Origin of the sequence: Bradyrhizobium cosmicum (assembly GCF_007290395.2) — a bacterium.
In the GTDB taxonomy this organism is placed as follows: Bacteria; Pseudomonadota; Alphaproteobacteria; order Rhizobiales; family Xanthobacteraceae; genus Bradyrhizobium; species Bradyrhizobium cosmicum.
The window spans coordinates 2,475,569-2,493,260 of the sequence record NZ_CP041656.2 but is presented as its reverse complement, the minus strand read 5'-3'; the positions used below and the strand labels follow the sequence as shown (position 1 = coordinate 2,493,260).

Here is a 17,692-nt window from a genome sequence, read left to right as displayed (position 1 = left end):
GACGAACGACACCGGATAACGCGCGGCGCGTGCTCTTGGATCACCGCTTACCCCGCGGGACGCATCAACTCAGGGTCTTGATCACGAAGTCCTTGAGGCGCTGCGCCGGCCTGGGGAGACGGTCGCGCTCCAGGATCGCGATCTCGGTATCCTTCAGGTCAGGCATCGGCTTTCCGTCCACGACATGCAGATCCGGGGGGACCATGTCCTTGGGAAGCACCGTGACGCCAAGCCGGGCGCGCACGGCCGCTAGCGTCCCCGCCAGCGAACCGCAGGTATAGGCGACCCGCCAGGACCGCTTGGCGCGATCGAGCGCTTCGGTCGCCCGCTTCCTGTAGACGCAGGGTTTGGGCGATACCGCCAGCGGCAAGACTCCCTGCCTGAGATCGAGCCCGCCCGTCACCCAGACCAGCGGCTCACGCCAGACGCGGGTGCCGGGGATCTCGATGGATCGTTCACGCTTGATCAGGGCGAGGTCGAACGCGCCCTTCCGGAAGCGCTCGATGAGATTCATCGTCAGATCGCAGGTGACCTCGAGATCGACCTGCGGATAGGCCTGGGCGAAACGCGCAAGCACGTCGGGAAGATGGCGGGTCGCGAAATCCTCGGGAGCCCCGAGCCGAACCAGCCCGCGCATCGCCGGCTCCTGGATGCGCGACACCATCTCGTCGTTCAGATCGAGCATGCGCCGCGCATAGTCGAAGAACGTCTCGCCTTCGGCGGTGAGCGCAACCGATTGCGGCGAACGCTCCAGCAGCTTGCCGCCGATCTGCTCCTCCAGCCGGCGGATCTGCAGCGAGATCGTGGACTGCTGGACGCCGAGCGCCTGGGCGGCCCGCGTGAAGTTTCCGAGCGACACGATGGTGACGAAGGACCTGACCAGGTCGATGTCCAGATTGACGCGCGTGCGCGGCATCATCATTACCTTTCTCAATGATGATGCTTAATACTATCAATTTCAACAAAGGACAGCCCAAAGCTATCAGACCGCCATTCATCGAAATGAGTCTTGGGGGTCCCGTGCTGGCGCTCGCCGTTCAGAATCTTGTCTCGCCTCCGGTGCTGTTCTTCGGCATGGGTCTTGGGGCTTCGCTTGGCCGGTCCGACCTGTCGGTGCCCGAGGCGATCGCGCGTTTTCTCTCGCTATATCTGCTGATCTCGATCGGCTTTCGGGGCGGCGCCGAGGTCGCCCACCAGGGCTTGACGCTGACGCTCGTCGCAACGATCGCCGCCGGAATTGCCTTGTCCGGCGGCTTGCCCTTCGTCGCCTACGCCTTCCTGCGCAACGTCGCCGGCCTCGACCATATCAACGCCGCAGCGGTGGCCGGACATTACGGGTCGATCTCGGCCGTGACCTTCGTCGCCGTCACGGGCGCCCTGACCCAGCTCGCCCTGCCCTTCGACGGCTACATGATCGCCGTGGCGGCCGCGATGGAAACGCCGGCGATCTTCTCCGCGCTCTTCATCGCGCGGACCGGGCGAGGCCGGACCGAGGGAGAGATGCCAAAGGATTTCCTGCGGGAGATTGCACTCAACGGCTCGATCGTCGCCCTGCTCGGCGCCTTCGCGGTCGGCTGCATTACGGGCGAACGCGGCATGACATCGCTCAAGCCCTTCCTGCTCGACGCGTTCGCAGGCTTCCTGTGCATCTTCCTGCTGGACATGGGACTGATCGCCGGCCGGGGTCTCCGGGACGGCTGGAGATCGCTGTCCGTCCCCGTCGCTGCCTTTGCCTGGGTCATGCCGCTGGTCAGCGCCGCGCTGGCGGCGGCCCTGGCGTGGCTGATCGGATTGCGGGCCGGCAGCATGGCCGTGTTGATGACGCTCGGCGCATCCGCCTCCTACATCGCCGTGCCGGCCGCGATGCGGCTGGCGCTGCCTGCGGCCAATCCCGCGATCGCGCTCACACTCTCGCTCGGTCTGACGTTTCCGTTCAACCTCACGGTCGGCATCCCCCTCTACATCGCCGCCGCACAGATGATCGCAGAATGAGGACAGCATGCAGATGTTTGCCAAGAAGCGCGTCGAAATCCTGATCGAGCGGGCCCTGCTGAAGCGCCTGACGGACGAGCTGGTGTCGGCCGGCGTCAGCGGATTTTCCGTCGTGCCCCTCGCCGCGGGACGCGGCCAGGCCGGGCAATGGGACTCGGACGGCCAGATCGGAGACGCCGCCGGCATGTTCGCGCTGTGGTGCATCGTCGATCCCGGCCGCCTCGACGGCCTGCTGGAGGCCGTCTTCGCGATCGTCTCCCGGCAGGTGGGACTGGTCTCGGTCAGCGACGTGGAGGTGGTGCGGCCGGAGCGTTTCTGAGCGGAATGTGCCCTGAGAACAGAAATGAGTCAGCTTAATCCAAGAGTGAGTCGGACGATCGTCGCGCTGCCGATGGTCGCTAGCGTTGAATGTCCGGTTCTGTTCGAGAGTCGACCTGGAGCCGAAGTCGTATTTTGACCCGATTGGAGGAGCGATCAAGTGACGAGACCATTTGAGCTTAGTTTGGCCAGACTGAGAAATGTCGTAGCCAACGTTGTGACCGATGACCGTCCTGATGAAGAAGGCTCGGCAGGGATCGTTGTGAATTTTCTGATGGCACCGTACTGAAGTTCTTCTATTGGCGCCTAATCCAAGACGGACGCGCGAGATTGAGCAGCTTCGATCATCAGAAAAAATACGGCCTACCTGCACCAATCAATGCGAAGGAACGGATAACCGACAATAAGCCGAAGAACTGACGGCGTAGCATTTCAAAGCAGGGTAGTGGCGCTTCCGAACAAGGTCAGCTTGTGGCCCCGAGCGGCGGTTGAAAAATGTCTGCTATTCCGCCGCTGTCGGTAGACAAGCGGACATCCGGTGTTCGGGCGGAAGATGACGCGATTGACCAAAGGGGGTACTGCCCAACTTCATTCGCCGAATTTTTCGACGTTTGTATTGCACGAGCGCAACGATCGTTGCGCAACAGATTGTGTTGCTCGCGAAGGTCAGTGCCATGGCCGTGTCGGCGACGATTCGCGCAGCATAGACGGCCGTGATGCCGTTCGACACGGTAAACAGCAACCAGGTCGCGGACGACACCGCGGCAGCGTCCTTCTGCCTAAGAAGAACCGAGATTTGCGGCAGGTAGGCTAGCAGCCGGAACGCGTTGGCGACAGCGAACGCAACAAAGATGATGTTTTCCGGACAATTCATGGCGAAAGTCCCTTGGACGAGCGATTGATGTCGAGAAATGTGCGTCACTCGGCCGAGCGCAGGCCGAGCCTTGTAATTACCTCGATCCAGCGCGTGGCTTCCTTGTCCCGGAGTGATTGCAGCTCTGCGGGATCCGTTCCCATAACCTCACTGCCGGCGCGATCGAGGCCACCCCGCGCATTCGGATCGCTCGCGAGGGCATCGCGCACGACCTTCGCCAGTCTCTCTGCGCGCGATTCCGGAAAACTGGCCGGCGCGATCATGCCCGACCAGCCGAAGAACGGCTCAAACTTGGGGTTGAGATCGTGCAGCGTCGGCACGTCGGGAAGCGCGGTGAGTCGTGTTGAGCCGGTCTGCGCCACCGCGAGCAACCGCCCTGCAGCCACATGCTCCGATGCTGCGGCTGCAATGTTGAACATCAGCTGGCAGCGGCCGGCGACCAGATCCAGCGTCGCCTGCGGAAAGCCGCGATAGGGCACGTGGACGATGTCGACGCCAAGCTGGGCTTTCAGTTCCTCCATGGCGAGATGTGTAACGGTGCCCGGACCGATCGAGGCGTAGGACAGGCTGCCGGGATGCGCGCGCGCATGATCGATGACGTCGGCAAACTGCTTTCCTGCGAAACTGCCGGGATGAACCGTCAGGACAAAGGGCGAGCGGTTGAGCAGGCTGATCGGCCGGAAGTCCGTGGCTGGATCGTAGGCAAGCGCCGGGTTCAGCGCCTTCGCGGTCGTTGTCGGGCCGCCGAGCACGATACCGATCGTATGATCGTCGGTGGCTCGGGCCACCGCGGCGGCGGCCGTGATGCCGCCACCGCCCGGCATGTTCTCGACAATGAAAGGTTGACCGAAGGCGGCGGCAAGGTGTGGCGCAAGGCCTCGCGCCATCGGGTCTGAACCGGAACCGGCTGGCTGGCCCAGCAGCACTCGGACTGCCTGCGTCGGCCACCCAATCTGTGCTGATGCGGATTTCGCCATCATCGGCATGGCGCACAGCGACGCGAGAGCTTGCCGGCGCGAGATGGCCATACGCGCATGGGAACCCTGAGTTTTCGGATGCATGGAATGACCTCGTTTGTTTTCATGGCTTGAGCATCCCACGCTTCGATCCGCTCGTCCTGACAACCCCCTGAAAGTGTGCTGAAATTGCAGCCATGTCAGAAACTCCGCCAAGCCGGACCGCCGACGCCCGTTCGTCCTTGCGGCAAGCCATTGGATTCGATGGGTTTGTTATCGAGCCCGCAAGAGGCCGCTTGCTCGGTCGTGAAGGTGACGAGATTCCGCTGCGGCCCAAGGCGCTCGAACTCCTGATCGCACTGACGGCGTCCGAGGGACGTCCGCTCGACAAGGCCGAGTTGCTGGATCGCATCTGGGGAGACGTTCACGTCACCGAGGACAGCCTGTTCCAAGCCGTGAAGGACGCGCGCCGTGCCCTCGACGATCGCAAAGGGCGATTGCTTCGCTATCTGCCGCGGCGTGGCTATCTCCTCGACTGCACGCTGACCACGGCGCCTCAAGTTACCCCCGCGGCCGAACCTGCGCTTCGGACCGATCGGCCGTCGATCGCTGTGTTGCCGTTTCGGGTGCTCGGCACGGGCATATCGGCCTATGTAGCCGCTGGTCTAGTGGAGGAGATATCGATCGCGCTGTCGCGGTTTCGCTGGCTGTTCGTGCTCGCCAATGCGTCGGCAGTCGCCATCGCGGCGCAGCGCGCGGATATGGCGGATAGTTCAGCGGTCGCGCGCGATCTCGGCATCGGATATCTGGTCGACGGCTCGCTCGACCAGACCGAGGCAGGCATCGTTGTCCGATGCCGACTGGTCGAGACGACGTCAGGCAGGCAGGTCTGGCAGGAGCGCTTCACCAGCCAGTCCGACGGCATCCTGCGCCTTTACGAAATGATCACGTCGTCGATCGCGGCGGCGATCGAACCGCGCCTGCTGCGGGCGGAAGTCGAACGCGTCTTGCGCCGGGGCACCGCGGATCTCGGTGCGTTCGACTATTATCTACGTGCGCTGCCTGGCTATTATTCGCGGACGCCCGGAGGCAATGCCGAAGCCGTCACGCTGCTGGAAGCGGCGCTCGCGCGCGATCCGCATTTCACGTTGGCAACAGCGTTGCTTGGACGCTGCGTCGCTACCAGCGTGTGGCTTGGCACCGAGCCCGATTACGCGGCCGGCGCTGCGCGCGCATTGGCGTTAGCACGGGCCGCGCTCAATATCGATCGAAGTGATCCGCAGGTGCTCGCGCTCAGCGGCCATCTGCTCGCGGTGGTCGGCGGAGAACATGCCGAAGGCGGCGCGCTCCTGGATCTTTCCCTGCAGATCAATCCCAATAGCGCTGAAGCCTGGCGGCTGGGTGGTTGGGTGTCGGCGTGGAACGGCGACACCGAGCGCGCGCTGCAGCGGCTGGCCGAAGCCGAACGGCTGGATCCGCTCTCACCCCTGCAGTCGGATGTCCACTCGGCGCGCAGCGTGGCTTTGCTGGTGGGCCGCCGCTTCGGTGAAGCGGTCGAGGCCGCGCGCCGTTCGATCGCCACGACACCTGAGGCGACCGCTCCTCGCCGTTTCCTCGTCGCCGCGCTCTGGCACGCCGGCGAGCGCGACGAAGCGAAATCGGAGTGCGCGTCCCTGATAAAGCGCCAGCCTAACTCATCGCTGAAGCGATCGCGCACTCTTCAATCGTTCAGGTATCCCTGGATGCTCGACCTACTGATTGATGGATTGCGTGGCGCAGGAATTCCGGAGTGACGGCGGCGAACGGCCACTGCCGACATAATCATCAAAGTCCACAAATCGCCCATTGCCGAAGTGGCTAGCCGCATCATTAAAGGTCCGCTCACCGAGGCATGGCAGACCCGATTTGCTCACGTTGAGTTCTTCGCATTTTGACCCAGAGCGGACGTTAAATTTACAGCGATCGAATGTCCGTTACTGGCGCGTCCTCAACTTTGGACGGCGTCGAGTAGTGCTGGCTCCACTTTGCCGCCGCGCGAAGTCGACGAAGGCCTTGAACGCGGCGGTCGGGTTGCGTCGGCTCGGATAATAGAGACTCAGCGGCGACAGTATGGGCGTCCAATCCTCGAGCACGGGCACAAGGCGGCCTGCCTCGATGTCGTCTCGTACGTCGGATTCCATTGCCAGGGCCAAACCGGCGGACGCGAGGACAGCGGTGCGTGCGAGACTCGCTTCGTCGAGGGTGATGGCGCCCTGGACGTCGATATGGACCGATTGTCCATTCTTCTCGAATGGCCAGCGATGGATCGCGCCATTAGGGAGCCGGACGCGGAGACAAGTATGCTCGGTGAGGTCCTGGGGAGTCCGGGGCGTCCCATGCGCTTTCAGATAGCTAGGCGTGCCGACCACAACATTGCGCCGCCGTCCCCCCAATGGGAGTGCGATCATGTCGGCCGGCACGAGGTCGGTGCTACGGACGCCGAGGTCGAAGCCGCCCGCGACGATGTCGACCAGGCGACCTTCTGTCACGATGTCGATGTGGACCAGAGGGTGAGCGCGCAGGAACGGCAGGACGAGCCAAGAGAAGATTTCGCGGGCCGCTGTTGGAAAGGCGTTGATGCGAAGCGTGCCTGAAGGCGTGGCCTGTCGCGAGCGCGCGAAATCCATCGCCGCATGAATGTCTCGCACGGCAGGCGCGACCTGCGCGACGAATTGCTGACCTGCCTCTGTCAAGGAAACGCTCCGCGTCGTCCGGTTGAAAAGCCTTACGCCGAGCGTGCGCTCCAACTTTCCGACCGCATTACTGAGCGCGGTCGTTGAGACCCCGAGCTCGATCGCCGCCGTTCGGAACTTCCCTCGGCGGGCAACCATGAGGACGGCATCCAATTCGCTCAGGCTGCTCTGCAAAATTATCCCGATTTTCGTGATGAAACGTCCCGAATTGTCCTGATTATCGCGCCAGATGTCCATCGCTATCTTGGCTGGCAAGCGCACTTGCAGCCGCTCCAGGCTGCGACCGCAACAAACAGGACAAAGACAATGACGCTCGAACTTCCACCTCCGATTGCCGCGTACGTGGCCGCGAACGCCCGTCTCGATGTAGACGGGATGCTCAGCCCCTTCACGCGCGACGCGGTTCTTTTTGCTGATGGGGGCCGTCACGAGGGTCACGCCGGGATGCGGGCCTTGTTCGAAGAAGCGGTGATCCCGGTCAGGGCGATCTTCACGCCGGATGCCGTTCGCCACGAGAAGGGTCAGGTCGTAGTCGAAGGCCCTGCCCATGGCGACTTCAAGGGCAGCCCGATCCGCTTCACCTACCGCTTCACCCTCGTGAACGACGCCATCAAAGCCTTGGAGATCACGGCATGACCATCAAGGCTGATCCTACAGAGTTCGCGGGCAAGCGCGTGCTCATCAGCGGCGGCAGCAAAGGTCTGGGCCGCGCCACCGTCGACCGCTTTCTGGCCGGCGGCGCCCGGGTGATCACCGCCGCCCGCGGAGCGATGGAGCCTGTCGACGGCGTCGAGTTCGTCCAGGCGGACCTGACAACTTCCGAGGGTGGGCAAGCACTGGCCAAGGCGGCGCTCGAACGCATGGGCGGGGTCGACATCCTAGCCCACGTCATCGGGGGTTCGTCCACACCAGGCGGCGGCTTTGTCGCTCTGACGGACGAGAACTGGCTCTCCGAACTGAACCTGAACCTTCTGGCCACGGTCCGCCTTGATCGTCTCCTGGTTCCGCAGATGATCGAGCGGGGCGCGGGCGCGGTGGTGCACGTCGCCTCCATCCAGTCGGTCCTGCCTCTGCCCGAGGCGACTACGGCCTACGCCGCCGCAAAGGCCGCGCTCAGAACCTACAGCAAGTCGATCTCCAAGGAGCTGGGACCGAAGGGCGTGCGGGTCAACGTTGTCTCTCCCGGCTGGATCATGACCGAGTCCTCCGTCGAACTGTTGAAGCGTCTGCAGATCGTCAATGGCGGCACGATCGAGCAGGCACGGCAAGTCGTCCTGAACAGTCTGGGCGGAATTTCCATCGGGCGTGCGGCCGAACCATATGAAGTCGCCGACGTCATCGCCTACTTGGCCTCGGATCGTGCCGCCTCGATCCACGGCGCCGAGTTTGTTATCGACGGCGGCACCATCCCGACCGTCTGATCAAAGGCACTGGTTCACGCTCGGCCGAGCCGGCCTGGCGTGGACAGACGCATGGCGTGGCCTGATTGTCTCAACCTTTGCTCTTCGGCCTCAGTGCGGCCGTCCGCAGTTGGCCCCCCTCGGACTCTTCGCTCGAGCCGGATGTCCGGTTTAGGCAGAAAGCTGCCGCCCCTCCGGCACTCGAAATTCGATTGCTTCGGGTGCCCGGGACTCGAGGTTGATTAGAATCTGACACGAGATCCGCTTGATGGGCCTGCTTGAAAGCATCGAGGTTCCTATCTCCGCGGACTCGCGATTCGCTTTGAGACACACGAGACACTCGCGGCGCCGCGTCTCATGCCGCCGTCGGCTCGCCGCGCCGCCTGTGGATCTGGAGATAGTTGGTGTTGCACGAGCGGGTCGTATGCCAGCGCATGGTGATCGGAGCGAGCTCCAGACCGCAGGTCTCGATGACGGAGAATCCGAGCGGAGCGAGCGTGCCTGCGATCTCGTCCGGCCGCATGAAGCGCCGCCAGTCGTGCGTGCCGCGGGGCAGCCAGCCCAGCACACATTCAGCCCCGACGATCGCCTTCACGAACGACACCAGCGTGCGGTTCAACGTGCCGATGACGAGTAGCCCGCCGGGCGCAACCAGGCTGGCGGTCGCAGCCAGAAAGCGATCGGTGTCGGCGACGTGCTCGACGACTTCGAGCGACAGCACGATGTCGAACTGCCGCCGTTCGGCGACCATCTCCTCGGGAACGGCCTGCCGATAGACGACGGGCAAACCGGTCTGGTCCGCGTGGACGGTTGCCACGCGGACGTTGCGCTCGGCGGCGTCGATGCCGAGCGCGAGCGCGCCGAGACGCGCCATCGGCTCCGTCACCAGACCGCCGCCGCAACCGACGTCGAGCAGGGTCAATCCGTCGAGGGGCCGCTCCCGCCTGGGGTCACGCAGCATCAGCGCGGGGAGCCGGTTGCGGAGGTGCGCGACGCGCGACGCATTGAAGCCGTGAACCAGCTTCATGCGGCCGTCGGGATTCCACCAATCCTCGGCGAGAGCCTCGAATCGCGCGATCTCGTCGGGATCGACGCTCGGCGCGAGACCGGTCTTCATGTCCTTGCGCAGCATGGTCAGCCTTCCTGGCGAGCAGTTCGTCGCCCGTCACCGCGACACCGTTCGGAACAGAATTTCACGCCTGGCCAATCCCGCGCCCATTTCCGCCGCCAGGCGAATGGCCGCTTGCAAACGGCGCATATCTTGGTCGGTAGGTCCGCTTTGCGTCGCATCTTCGGCATGGGAGGCTAGCCAAGAGAGGAAGAGAAGCCCGCCGGCGCGGCTGGTGCGAGCACCGGCGTGTTGCCCGCACGGATCGAGCTTTCTCTCCCTGAACGACGCCGCATGGTTTTTGGATCATGCCGCCTGGCCCTTCGCCGCACCGCTTGTGATCCGAGGCCGGCCTGTGGTCGTTTCCTCCCCGTGGCGCTGCTATCGTGCGCGACGATCGGCGCGTCCGAGGCAGATGATCCAAGCCAGATGATCAAGACAATTGCAGCCTGGATCGGCAGTTATGCGGATCACCCGGACCCTCGTTCTGCGCTGGCCGGCAAGATCGCGCTCGTGGTGGCCTCCAACCAGCCGTTCTATCCGCTCTATCTGCATTGGATCGTGGGGACGGCCGCCTGGCCGGCCTGGCTCAGCCTGCTGTCGACCCCTTTCTTCCTGGCCGTCCCCGCACTGGCAAGAAGGCATTCGTTCGCGGGCCGCGCGCTGCTGCCACTGGTCGGCGTCGGCAACACCGTCTTCTGCGTCAAGCTGTTCGGCGCCGCGTCGGGCGTCGAGCTGTTCCTGCTTCCCTGTGCGCTGCTCGGCACCGTCCTGTTCAGACCTGACGAGCGCCTGAAGTCTGCGATCGTCGTCGCGTTGCCCTTCATCGCCTATCTCTTCGTCGACGCCCATCTCGGCGAGCCCGTGATGATGACGTCGGAGTATGCGAGGCTCGTCGCCTTGAACGGGATGAGCGTGGCAGCCCTGATCGCGCTGATCGGCCTGCTCTGCTCGACGCAGCTGGCGACGCGAGAGGTATGAGATCGTGACAATTGTGATCACCGGCGCGAGGCAGCATGTCGACATCTCTGACTGACGATCATGAGAGCGGGCCGCGGCGCGCACTCGTTCCCATCGCTGCAGTATGGCTCGGCGGATTGGGCCTGGTACCGTTCGTCGGGCTCTCGATCGCCTCGCGGGCCATCGAGGGCGACTTGAAGACGGCCGCGCTCCACGGACTACTGGCCTACGGCGCCGTGATCCTGTCGTTCCTCGGCGGCATCCATTGGGGCGCCGCGATGGTCCAGTCGATCTCGCGGACGGATCACGGTATCGATTCTGTCCGGCTCGGCATCAGTGTCATTCCCTCGCTCGTCGGCTGGACGTCGCTGCTGATCGATCCCCGATATGGACTCGCCCTATTGGCGGTCGGCTTCGCCGCGAACCTGCTGCTGGATATCCGGTCCACGCGTCAAGGCTTGGTCCCGCCATGGTATCGCGTGCTTCGCCAGCCGCTGACGATGATCGTCATCATCGCCCTGATCGTGGCGGAGTTCGGCCGGTGAGACACCTTCGTTTCGCCGGAACTGACGATTGTTGCGATGATGAAAGATTAGCGCTGTTTTGCCCGACGGGTCAATCAATTTTCGTATAATCAGAAAATTTCCGTCGCGACCTCGCAAGTCATTGATACCGCTGTGACCGGCTACTGTGCATGGGGTTGTTTTCGCGGCTTCTTGTTTTTCGGTGAAGGCGCTCAGAGCAGCGGCCGATAGACCTCGCCGATCCGCGCCGCCTCAGCATCCAGGCTGAACTTTGCCAGCACCCGCGCCCGCCCGCGCTCGCCCATCGCCGTGGCAGCCTGCACGTCGCGCATCAGCGGCTCCAGCGCCGCAGCCAGCGCCTCGGCATCGCCCGTCGGGATCAGGACGCCGGTGACCCCGTCCTCGACCACGAGCTCAGCCGCACCGGCGCGCGCGGCGACCAGTGCACTGCCCGCCGCCATCGCCTCGATCAGCGTCAGGCCAAAGCCCTCGTTGCGCGAGGTGAAGGCGTAGATCGTCAGCCGCTGATACCAGCGCTGCACCTGTTCGATCGGCAACTCGCCGGTGATGACAATGCGCGCCTGCAGGCCTGCTGCTTCGATGCGCCTCCTCAGGTCGTTCGCAAAAGCAGTTTGCTCCGGCGTGACCTGACCGACGATGACCGCGGTGAAATCCGAATAGCGCGGCAGCAACCGGCACATCGCATCGACGAACACATCCGTGCCCTTCTGCGCACGCACGCGGCCGAAGCAGCCGATCGCGTAGCGGCCGGGCAGCGCGGCCTCCGCGAACGCCGCGGCGCGGTCGACCGGCGGCGCGTAGATGTCGGTGTCGACGCCATGCGGGATCACCGTCGCCTTCACCTTCAGGAACGATGCCGAAATGTCGGAGGTCGCGATGATCGCGTCCATTTGCCGGATCAGCCAGCGCGTGATCCAGCTGTGATGCCGCTGCGCCGCCGAGGTGAACACCAGCTTGAGCGGCCAACCGAGCGCGCGCAGCACGACACCCGCGATCATCTCGTTGTTGCGCCGCGCATGCCAGATCAGCGGCGCCTTGCGGCCCCACAGTTTCAGGAGACCGGCGCCGCCGAGCCGCGCGATCCCCTCCGGCGCGTCGGAACCGAACCACGCGGCGCGATACAGCCTGGCCAGCCGCGGCGCCACCATCCGGTTGGTCGCGGTGACCCCGGAATAGCGCCTGTGCAGATTTGGCACGATCACTTGCAGATCGCCGGGGGAATTCGCCACGTCATGCTCCGTTTCGAAAAGTCCCTATACGCAACATTAAGCATAGTGACCAGTTCAGGGCTGCCGAAACCCCCTCTTCACCGCGCAAACGTTAACGTGGCGCATTGATCGAAGACGGGTGAGACCATGACTGTGCTAGTCACCGGCGGCGCCGGCTATATCGGAAGTCACACGGTTCTCGCGCTGGCGGAAGCCGGCGAGGACGTGGTCGTGATCGACGATCTCTCCACCGGCTTTTCCGCTTATCTCCCCGAAGGCGTGCCGCTGTTCATCGGCGATGCTTGCGACGAGAACCTGCTCGAGGGCGTGATCGCCCAGCATAACATCGAGAGCATCATCCATTTCGCGGGCTCGGTGGTCGTGCCGGAATCGATGCGCGATCCGCTCGGCTATTACCGCAACAACTTCATGACCGCGCGCAATTTGCTCAACGTCGCGGTCAAGCGCGGCATCAGCCGCTTCATCTTCTCCTCGACCGCCGCCGTCTACGGCAATCCGGACCAGGTGCCGGTGCCCGAGCACGCCCCGACGCGGCCGCTGTCGCCCTACGGCTCGTCGAAGCTGATGACCGAGATCATGCTGCACGACGTCGCCGCCGCCTACGGCATGCAATACGTGACCTTGCGCTATTTCAACGTTGCGGGCGCCGACCCGCAGGCGCGCATTGGCCTCGCCACCGTCGGCGCCACGCATCTGCTGAAGATCGCGGTGGAAGCCGCGACCGGCCAGCGCGCCAAGATCGACGTGTTCGGCACCGACTATCCGACCCCGGACGGCAGTTGCATCCGCGACTTCATCCACGTCACCGACCTGTCGCAGGCGCATCGCTCGGCGCTGGCCTATTTGCGCAATGGCGGCGCCTCGACGACGCTGAATTGCGGCTATGGCCGCGGCTATTCGGTGCTGGAGACCATCGACGCGGTGCGCCGGGTTTCGGGCCGCAGCTTCGCCGTGCAATACGCCCCGCGCCGGCCCGGCGACATCATGACCATGGTGGCCGACACCAGCCGCATCCGCGGCCTGCTCGACTGGCGGCCGCAATACGACGACCTCGAGACCATCGCCGCGCACGCCCTGGCGTGGGAGGAGAAGCTGTTCCGCGAGCGCCATGGCGAGCTCCGCCACGCTGCATCGGCCTAGATTCCATCCGGGCGCAAGCCCTTAATTGGGCTTGAAAAACCCCGCTCGAGCGGGCACAGAGGCCATTCGATCCCTGACGCGCGGGCAGCTTTGCCGCTGCGCCGTCAATGGAAAGCGGATGGCCCAGTTTCCAAAGAAAATCACCGACGATCCCTATGCGGCGATGGTCCTCGTTCGCCGCCTGGTCACGGAACAGGGAGTCGTCTACTGGCGGCGCTATCTCGTCGCCTTCGCGCTGATGGCGCTTGCCGCCGGATCGACCGCGGGCGCAACCTACGTGCTGGGCCAGGTCATCAACCAGGCCTATGTCGACAAGAACATCCCGGGCATCGCGATGTTCTCAGGCATCACGGTGATCCTGCTCTTCATCAAGGGCGTGGCGACCTACGGCCACATGGTGATCCTGACCAAGATCTCCAACGCCATCCTCGCCACCAACCAGCGCCAGCTGTTCGCCAAGCTGATGCGCGAGAGCGTCGGCTTCTTCTCTGAACGGCATTCCTCTGAATTTCTGGCGCGGCTGACGGCCGGCGCAAAATCGATCACCGACGTCCTCAACATGCTGGTCAACGCCATCGGGCGCGACCTCATGATGCTGCTCGCCATGGTCGGCGTGATGGTCTGGCAGGACCCCGTGATGTCGTTCATCGGCCTCGTTGTGGTGCCGCCGGCAATGCTGGTGCTGCGCAAGCTGGTCAAGCGCATCAAGGGTCTCGCCTTCAACCAGTTCACCGGCACCGCCGACATCATGGAGACGATGCAGGAATCGCTGCAGGGCATCCGCACCGTTAAGGCGTTCACGCTAGAAGAAACCATGCAGAAGCGCATCGACGAGAACATCGCGATCGTCGAGCGCAACGCCAACAAGATGGCCCGCGTCGCCAACCGCTCGAACCCGCTGATGGAAATGCTCGGCGGCTTCGCGGTCGCCGGCTGCCTGCTCTATGGCGGCTACAGCGTGGTCGCGCTCAACGCCACCCCGGGCGCGTTCTTCTCCTTCATGACGGCTTTCCTGATGGCGACCGAGCCGGCCAAGCGGCTGGCGCGGCTCAACATCGATTTGAACAGCCAGCTCGTCGGCGCGCGCATGCTGCTCGAAGTCGTCGACAGCCCGGCCAGCGAGCAGTCCGACGACGACAAGCCGGCACTGAAACTGTCCGACGCGAAGATCGAAATGCGCGACGTCAGCTTCTCGTATCGCGCCAATGAGACCGTGCTCAACCGCATGAGCTTCGTTGCGGAGCCCGGCAAGGTTACAGCGCTGGTCGGCCCGTCCGGTGGCGGCAAGTCGACCGTGCTGGCGCTGCTGTTGCGGTTTTACGAGGTGACGCAAGGCGACATCGTGATCGACGGCCAGTCGATCGGCGCCGTCTCGCGCAAGTCGCTGCGGGCGCAGACCGCCTATGTCGGCCAGGACGTCTATCTGTTCCGCGACACCATCCGCAACAACATCGCCTTCGGCAAACCGGGCGCGACCGAGAACGAAATCATCGACGCCGCCAAGGCGGCCTGCGCGCATGATTTCATCATGGGCTTCCCGCTCGGCTACGACACGCCGGTCGGCGAGCACGGCACCCAGGTGTCAGGCGGTCAGCGCCAGCGCATCGCGGTGGCGCGCGCGCTGCTCAAGAACGCGCCGATCATCCTCCTGGACGAGGCCACCGCCGCACTCGATTCGGAGTCCGAGCGGCAGGTGCAGGAAGCGATCGAGCATCTCTGCCAGAACCGCACCACCATCGTGATCGCGCACCGCCTGCACACCATCATGCACGCAGATAGCATCCTGGTGGTCGAGGGCGGCGAGATCGTCGAGCAGGGCCGGCATGATGATCTGCTGCGCCGCTCGGGCCGCTATGCCTCCTTCTTCCGCCTGCAGCATCACGACGCCGGCGCTCTGGCGCCGATCAGCGCAACCGCATAGAGTCCCTTATCAACCTCAAGAGCAGCGAGACCGCTTTTCATGAACGCCGCCTCCTACGTCATTCCGCTTCCGCCCCAGGCTTCGCTCCCCGTCGTCGGCGAGAGCGGCCGTTTTCCGGTGCGCCGCATCTGGTGTGTCGGCCGCAACTATCTCGAGCACATCCGAGAGATGGGCAATGACGAGCGCGCGCCGCCGTTCTTCTTCGCCAAGCACGCCGACATGCTGGTGCCCGACGGCGCCACCATTCCCTATCCGCCGCTGACCAAGGACCTGCATCACGAGGTCGAGCTGATCGTCGCGCTGAAGAGCGGCGGCCTCAATATCCCCGCCGACAAGGCGCTCGACCATGTCTACGGCTACGCCGTCGGCATCGACCTCACCCGCCGCGACCTCCAGATCGCCTCGCGCAAGAAGGAGCGTCCCTGGGAAATCGGCAAGTCGTTCGACGGCTCCGCACCCGCCTCCGCGCTGCAGCCGGCCTCGAAGATCGGCCATCCCTCCAAGGGCAGGATCTGGCTGACCGTCAACGGCAAGGAAGCCCAGACCGGCGACCTCGAGCAGATGATCTGGAACGTGCCGGAGACGATCTGGCAGCTCTCGCAGCAGGTGAAGCTCGCTGCCGGCGACATCATCATGACGGGCACGCCGGCCGGCGTGTCGCAGCTCCAGCCCGGCGACAAGCTCGAATGCGGCGTCGACGGCGTCGGCACGCTGAAGGTGAGCATCGGCCAGCCGGAATAGGCTGCGCGGCATCTCGAAATCAAAGGCCCCGGATGTGTCCGGGGCCTTTTGATTCAGATCGCCTTTACCAGGCCTTCACAGGCCGGTTGGCATGGCTTGCCTGCGGCACACCGCGGTTGAGCGACATGTGGGAATGCACACACATCCAGCCATCGTCATGTCTTGAGAACACCATCGTCGCCCGCCCCGGACGCGGAAACGCGCTGCCATCGGGATGATAACCGGTGCTCGTCCACGGCGCGATCACGGTCGCCATCGTGCCGTCGGGGGATGCCAGAACCGCGGTCTGATCGAGCACGAAGCGGAAGTCGGTCGTCTTCGGCCAGACGTTGTCCCATTGCGAAGTGACCCATTGATCGAGCCCGGGAATGACATCGTTATGCGTGCCGAAGGCCAGCACGTCCGGATGAAAGAGTGGCCTCGCCGAAGCATAATCGACCTCGCGGACATAGCCCGCGAAGGTCTCCAGCCACTGACGGAAGAACTGCGCGATCTCCGTAGTCGCTGTCGGCAAGGGGGCCATTCGCACCTGCTTCACCGCAACGCCGACATCACGATGAGGCCGAGGATCAGCGCGGTCAGCGAGTATTTCAGCGTGTAGTAGACGTTGCGGTTCCACTCCTTGACCTTGCGGCTGCCGAGGTGGATCTCGTAGAGCTTGCCGAACACCTTGTTGAGCACGCCGACATGCTCGCCATCGACGTTCTGGGTTGCCGACGCCTTGACGATGTGATGGCTGACCCATCGGTTGATCGCGGTCATGAAGCCATACTTCATCGGGCGCTCGACATCGCAGAACAGGATGATGCGGTTGACGTCGGTCGCATTCTCGGCGCTGTGGATGAAGGTCTCGTCGAACATGAAGGCCTCGCCGTCGCGCCAGACGCATTCGACGCCGTCGACCAGGATGCGGCACTTGTTCGAGTTCGGCGTGACGAGGCCGAGGTGGTAGCGCAGCGAACCTGCGAAGGGATCGCGGTGCGCGCCGAGCTTGCCGCCCGGCGGCAGCATCGCGAACATCGCACCGTGCACACTCGGGATCGACTTCAGCAGCTCCACCGTCTTCGGGCACAGCGTGTTCGCCGACGGCAGGAAGTCGTCATACCATTTCAGGTAAAACCGCTTCCAGCCGCTCTTGAAGAACGAATAGAAACCCCAATCGTTGTTCTTGGCGGCGGCGCGGATGAACCCTTCGTCGAAGAGCCGCACGGCCTCGTCGCGGATGGTCTCCCAGTTCTCGCTGAGGGGCTTCAGCTCGGGAAACTGCTCGACCGGGATCACCGGCTCGTTCGGGACGGCCGAGCCGGCATACATCAGTACATTGTAGGGGGCGAGATAGGTCGAGTGATCGCCAAGCTGGCGCGCAAAGCGCAGCCGCTGCTTGCCGCGGAAGTGAATGTAGATCGTCGACGCCACAAGCACATAGAGAATGACAAGTTGCGGCGCAAAAAGCTGTTTCAACATTTCCCCAAGTTCCCAACTGACCCAGCCGGGAACGTGATCTACCCCGGCCCGTCCGAACCGGCAAGATATTCACCGCTGGGTTGCAATCACGCTGGGGAGAGCGGCAATACGGAACCTGGACTAAGAGCCGGCCGAAACGAGCCGAATCACGCCCGGGACAGCGCCTGCAGACCCTTGAAGGTCAGGCGTTTGGGATCCGTGACGCCGGCCAGATAGAGCCGGCGGATGAAGGCGATGACGGCGTCGCGGTCGCAATCGGTCAACGCGACGACGGCGTCGACCGCGATCTTCTGGGCTTCCATTGGGCTCACC

At 63.9% G+C, this 17,692-nt stretch carries 20 protein-coding genes; 10 read left to right on the top strand and 10 right to left on the bottom strand.

Going from position 1 to position 17,692, the window contains the following annotated elements:
* Positions 1 to 64 precede the first annotated feature (64 nt).
* Positions 65 to 922: a LysR family transcriptional regulator gene (locus FNV92_RS11715; protein ID WP_244623717.1), complete on the bottom strand. Its 858-nt coding sequence runs from the start codon at positions 920 to 922 to the stop codon at positions 65 to 67.
* Between the two features lie 98 nt (positions 923 to 1,020).
* Between FNV92_RS11715 and FNV92_RS11710 the strand changes: the two genes are divergently transcribed.
* On the top strand, positions 1,021 to 1,992 hold the full coding sequence (locus tag FNV92_RS11710) for a sodium-dependent bicarbonate transport family permease (RefSeq protein ID WP_210248040.1): 972 nt from the start codon (positions 1,021 to 1,023) through the stop codon (positions 1,990 to 1,992).
* Positions 1,993 to 1,999: 7 nt separating this feature from the next.
* Positions 2,000 to 2,311 (top strand): P-II family nitrogen regulator, encoded by a 312-nt coding sequence (locus FNV92_RS11705; RefSeq protein ID WP_015684862.1) that lies wholly within the window; start codon positions 2,000 to 2,002, stop codon positions 2,309 to 2,311.
* Positions 2,312 to 2,812: 501 nt separating this feature from the next.
* Here FNV92_RS11705 and FNV92_RS11700 read toward each other — a convergent pair.
* Together FNV92_RS11700 and FNV92_RS11695 are read right to left on the bottom strand one after the other, a co-directional pair.
* Positions 2,813 to 3,184: a hypothetical protein gene (locus tag FNV92_RS11700; RefSeq protein WP_143840853.1), complete on the bottom strand. Its 372-nt coding sequence runs from the start codon at positions 3,182 to 3,184 to the stop codon at positions 2,813 to 2,815.
* A gap of 44 nt (positions 3,185 to 3,228) precedes the next feature.
* Positions 3,229 to 4,245: a Bug family tripartite tricarboxylate transporter substrate binding protein gene (locus tag FNV92_RS11695; protein WP_143840854.1), complete on the bottom strand. Its 1,017-nt coding sequence runs from the start codon at positions 4,243 to 4,245 to the stop codon at positions 3,229 to 3,231.
* 191 nt (positions 4,246 to 4,436) lie between these two features.
* Between FNV92_RS11695 and FNV92_RS11690 the strand changes: the two genes are divergently transcribed.
* Positions 4,437 to 5,933 (top strand): winged helix-turn-helix domain-containing protein, encoded by a 1,497-nt coding sequence (locus tag FNV92_RS11690; RefSeq protein WP_168213253.1) that lies wholly within the window; start codon positions 4,437 to 4,439, stop codon positions 5,931 to 5,933.
* A 180-nt stretch (positions 5,934 to 6,113) separates the two neighbouring features.
* On the opposite strand, the gene FNV92_RS11685 is transcribed toward FNV92_RS11690, so the two are convergent.
* On the bottom strand, positions 6,114 to 7,049 hold the full coding sequence (locus tag FNV92_RS11685) for a LysR family transcriptional regulator (RefSeq protein WP_143846031.1): 936 nt from the start codon (positions 7,047 to 7,049) through the stop codon (positions 6,114 to 6,116).
* A gap of 129 nt (positions 7,050 to 7,178) precedes the next feature.
* Here FNV92_RS11685 and FNV92_RS11680 point away from each other — a divergent pair, with 129 nt between their 5' ends.
* Together FNV92_RS11680 and FNV92_RS11675 are read left to right on the top strand one after the other, a co-directional pair.
* On the top strand, positions 7,179 to 7,508 hold the full coding sequence (locus FNV92_RS11680) for a nuclear transport factor 2 family protein (protein WP_143840856.1): 330 nt from the start codon (positions 7,179 to 7,181) through the stop codon (positions 7,506 to 7,508).
* Positions 7,505 to 8,293: an SDR family oxidoreductase gene (locus FNV92_RS11675; RefSeq protein ID WP_143840857.1), complete on the top strand. Its 789-nt coding sequence runs from the start codon at positions 7,505 to 7,507 to the stop codon at positions 8,291 to 8,293. Before FNV92_RS11680 ends, FNV92_RS11675 begins: the two co-directional genes overlap by 4 nt.
* Before the next feature lie 334 nt (positions 8,294 to 8,627).
* On the opposite strand, the gene ubiG is transcribed toward FNV92_RS11675, so the two are convergent.
* Both ubiG and FNV92_RS11665 read right to left on the bottom strand, forming a co-directional pair.
* Positions 8,628 to 9,404 carry a bifunctional 2-polyprenyl-6-hydroxyphenol methylase/3-demethylubiquinol 3-O-methyltransferase UbiG gene (gene ubiG, locus FNV92_RS11670; RefSeq protein ID WP_143840858.1) on the bottom strand — a complete coding sequence of 259 codons (777 nt, stop codon included), beginning with the start codon at positions 9,402 to 9,404 and terminating at the stop codon, positions 8,628 to 8,630.
* 2 nt (positions 9,405 to 9,406) lie between these two features.
* A complete protein-coding gene (locus tag FNV92_RS11665) occupies positions 9,407 to 9,562 on the bottom strand; it encodes a DUF2256 domain-containing protein (RefSeq protein WP_416377758.1) in 156 nt (51 codons plus the stop codon).
* Positions 9,563 to 9,809: 247 nt separating this feature from the next.
* Between FNV92_RS11665 and FNV92_RS11660 the strand changes: the two genes are divergently transcribed.
* Complete coding sequence (locus FNV92_RS11660; RefSeq protein ID WP_143840859.1) at positions 9,810 to 10,361, top strand: hypothetical protein; 552 nt, start codon at positions 9,810 to 9,812, stop codon at positions 10,359 to 10,361.
* Between the two features lie 35 nt (positions 10,362 to 10,396).
* Positions 10,397 to 10,885: a DUF3429 domain-containing protein gene (locus FNV92_RS11655; RefSeq protein WP_143840860.1), complete on the top strand. Its 489-nt coding sequence runs from the start codon at positions 10,397 to 10,399 to the stop codon at positions 10,883 to 10,885.
* Between the two features lie 191 nt (positions 10,886 to 11,076).
* On the opposite strand, the gene FNV92_RS11650 is transcribed toward FNV92_RS11655, so the two are convergent.
* On the bottom strand, positions 11,077 to 12,114 hold the full coding sequence (locus FNV92_RS11650) for a glycosyltransferase family 4 protein (RefSeq protein WP_143840861.1): 1,038 nt from the start codon (positions 12,112 to 12,114) through the stop codon (positions 11,077 to 11,079).
* Positions 12,115 to 12,240: 126 nt separating this feature from the next.
* Between FNV92_RS11650 and galE the strand changes: the two genes are divergently transcribed.
* From galE to FNV92_RS11635, 3 genes are all read left to right on the top strand, one after another.
* A complete protein-coding gene (galE, locus tag FNV92_RS11645; protein ID WP_143840862.1) occupies positions 12,241 to 13,254 on the top strand; it encodes a UDP-glucose 4-epimerase GalE in 1,014 nt (337 codons plus the stop codon).
* A 118-nt stretch (positions 13,255 to 13,372) separates the two neighbouring features.
* Positions 13,373 to 15,175, top strand: coding sequence for an ABC transporter ATP-binding protein (locus tag FNV92_RS11640; RefSeq protein ID WP_143840863.1), 1,803 nt, complete (start codon positions 13,373 to 13,375; stop codon positions 15,173 to 15,175).
* A gap of 39 nt (positions 15,176 to 15,214) precedes the next feature.
* A complete protein-coding gene (locus FNV92_RS11635) occupies positions 15,215 to 15,916 on the top strand; it encodes a fumarylacetoacetate hydrolase family protein (RefSeq protein ID WP_143840864.1) in 702 nt (233 codons plus the stop codon).
* Positions 15,917 to 15,980: 64 nt separating this feature from the next.
* Here FNV92_RS11635 and FNV92_RS11630 read toward each other — a convergent pair whose 3' ends face one another.
* The 3 genes from FNV92_RS11630 to FNV92_RS11620 form a co-directional block, all read right to left on the bottom strand.
* Entirely contained in the window at positions 15,981 to 16,439 is a 459-nt protein-coding gene (locus FNV92_RS11630; RefSeq protein ID WP_168213254.1) for a YybH family protein, read from the bottom strand.
* An 11-nt stretch (positions 16,440 to 16,450) separates the two neighbouring features.
* Positions 16,451 to 17,380 carry an aspartyl/asparaginyl beta-hydroxylase domain-containing protein gene (locus FNV92_RS11625; RefSeq protein WP_143840866.1) on the bottom strand — a complete coding sequence of 310 codons (930 nt, stop codon included), beginning with the start codon at positions 17,378 to 17,380 and terminating at the stop codon, positions 16,451 to 16,453.
* A gap of 146 nt (positions 17,381 to 17,526) precedes the next feature.
* Positions 17,527 to 17,682, bottom strand: a complete 156-nt coding sequence (locus FNV92_RS11620) for a hypothetical protein (RefSeq protein ID WP_014493894.1) — start codon at positions 17,680 to 17,682, stop codon at positions 17,527 to 17,529.
* Positions 17,683 to 17,692 lie beyond the last annotated feature (10 nt).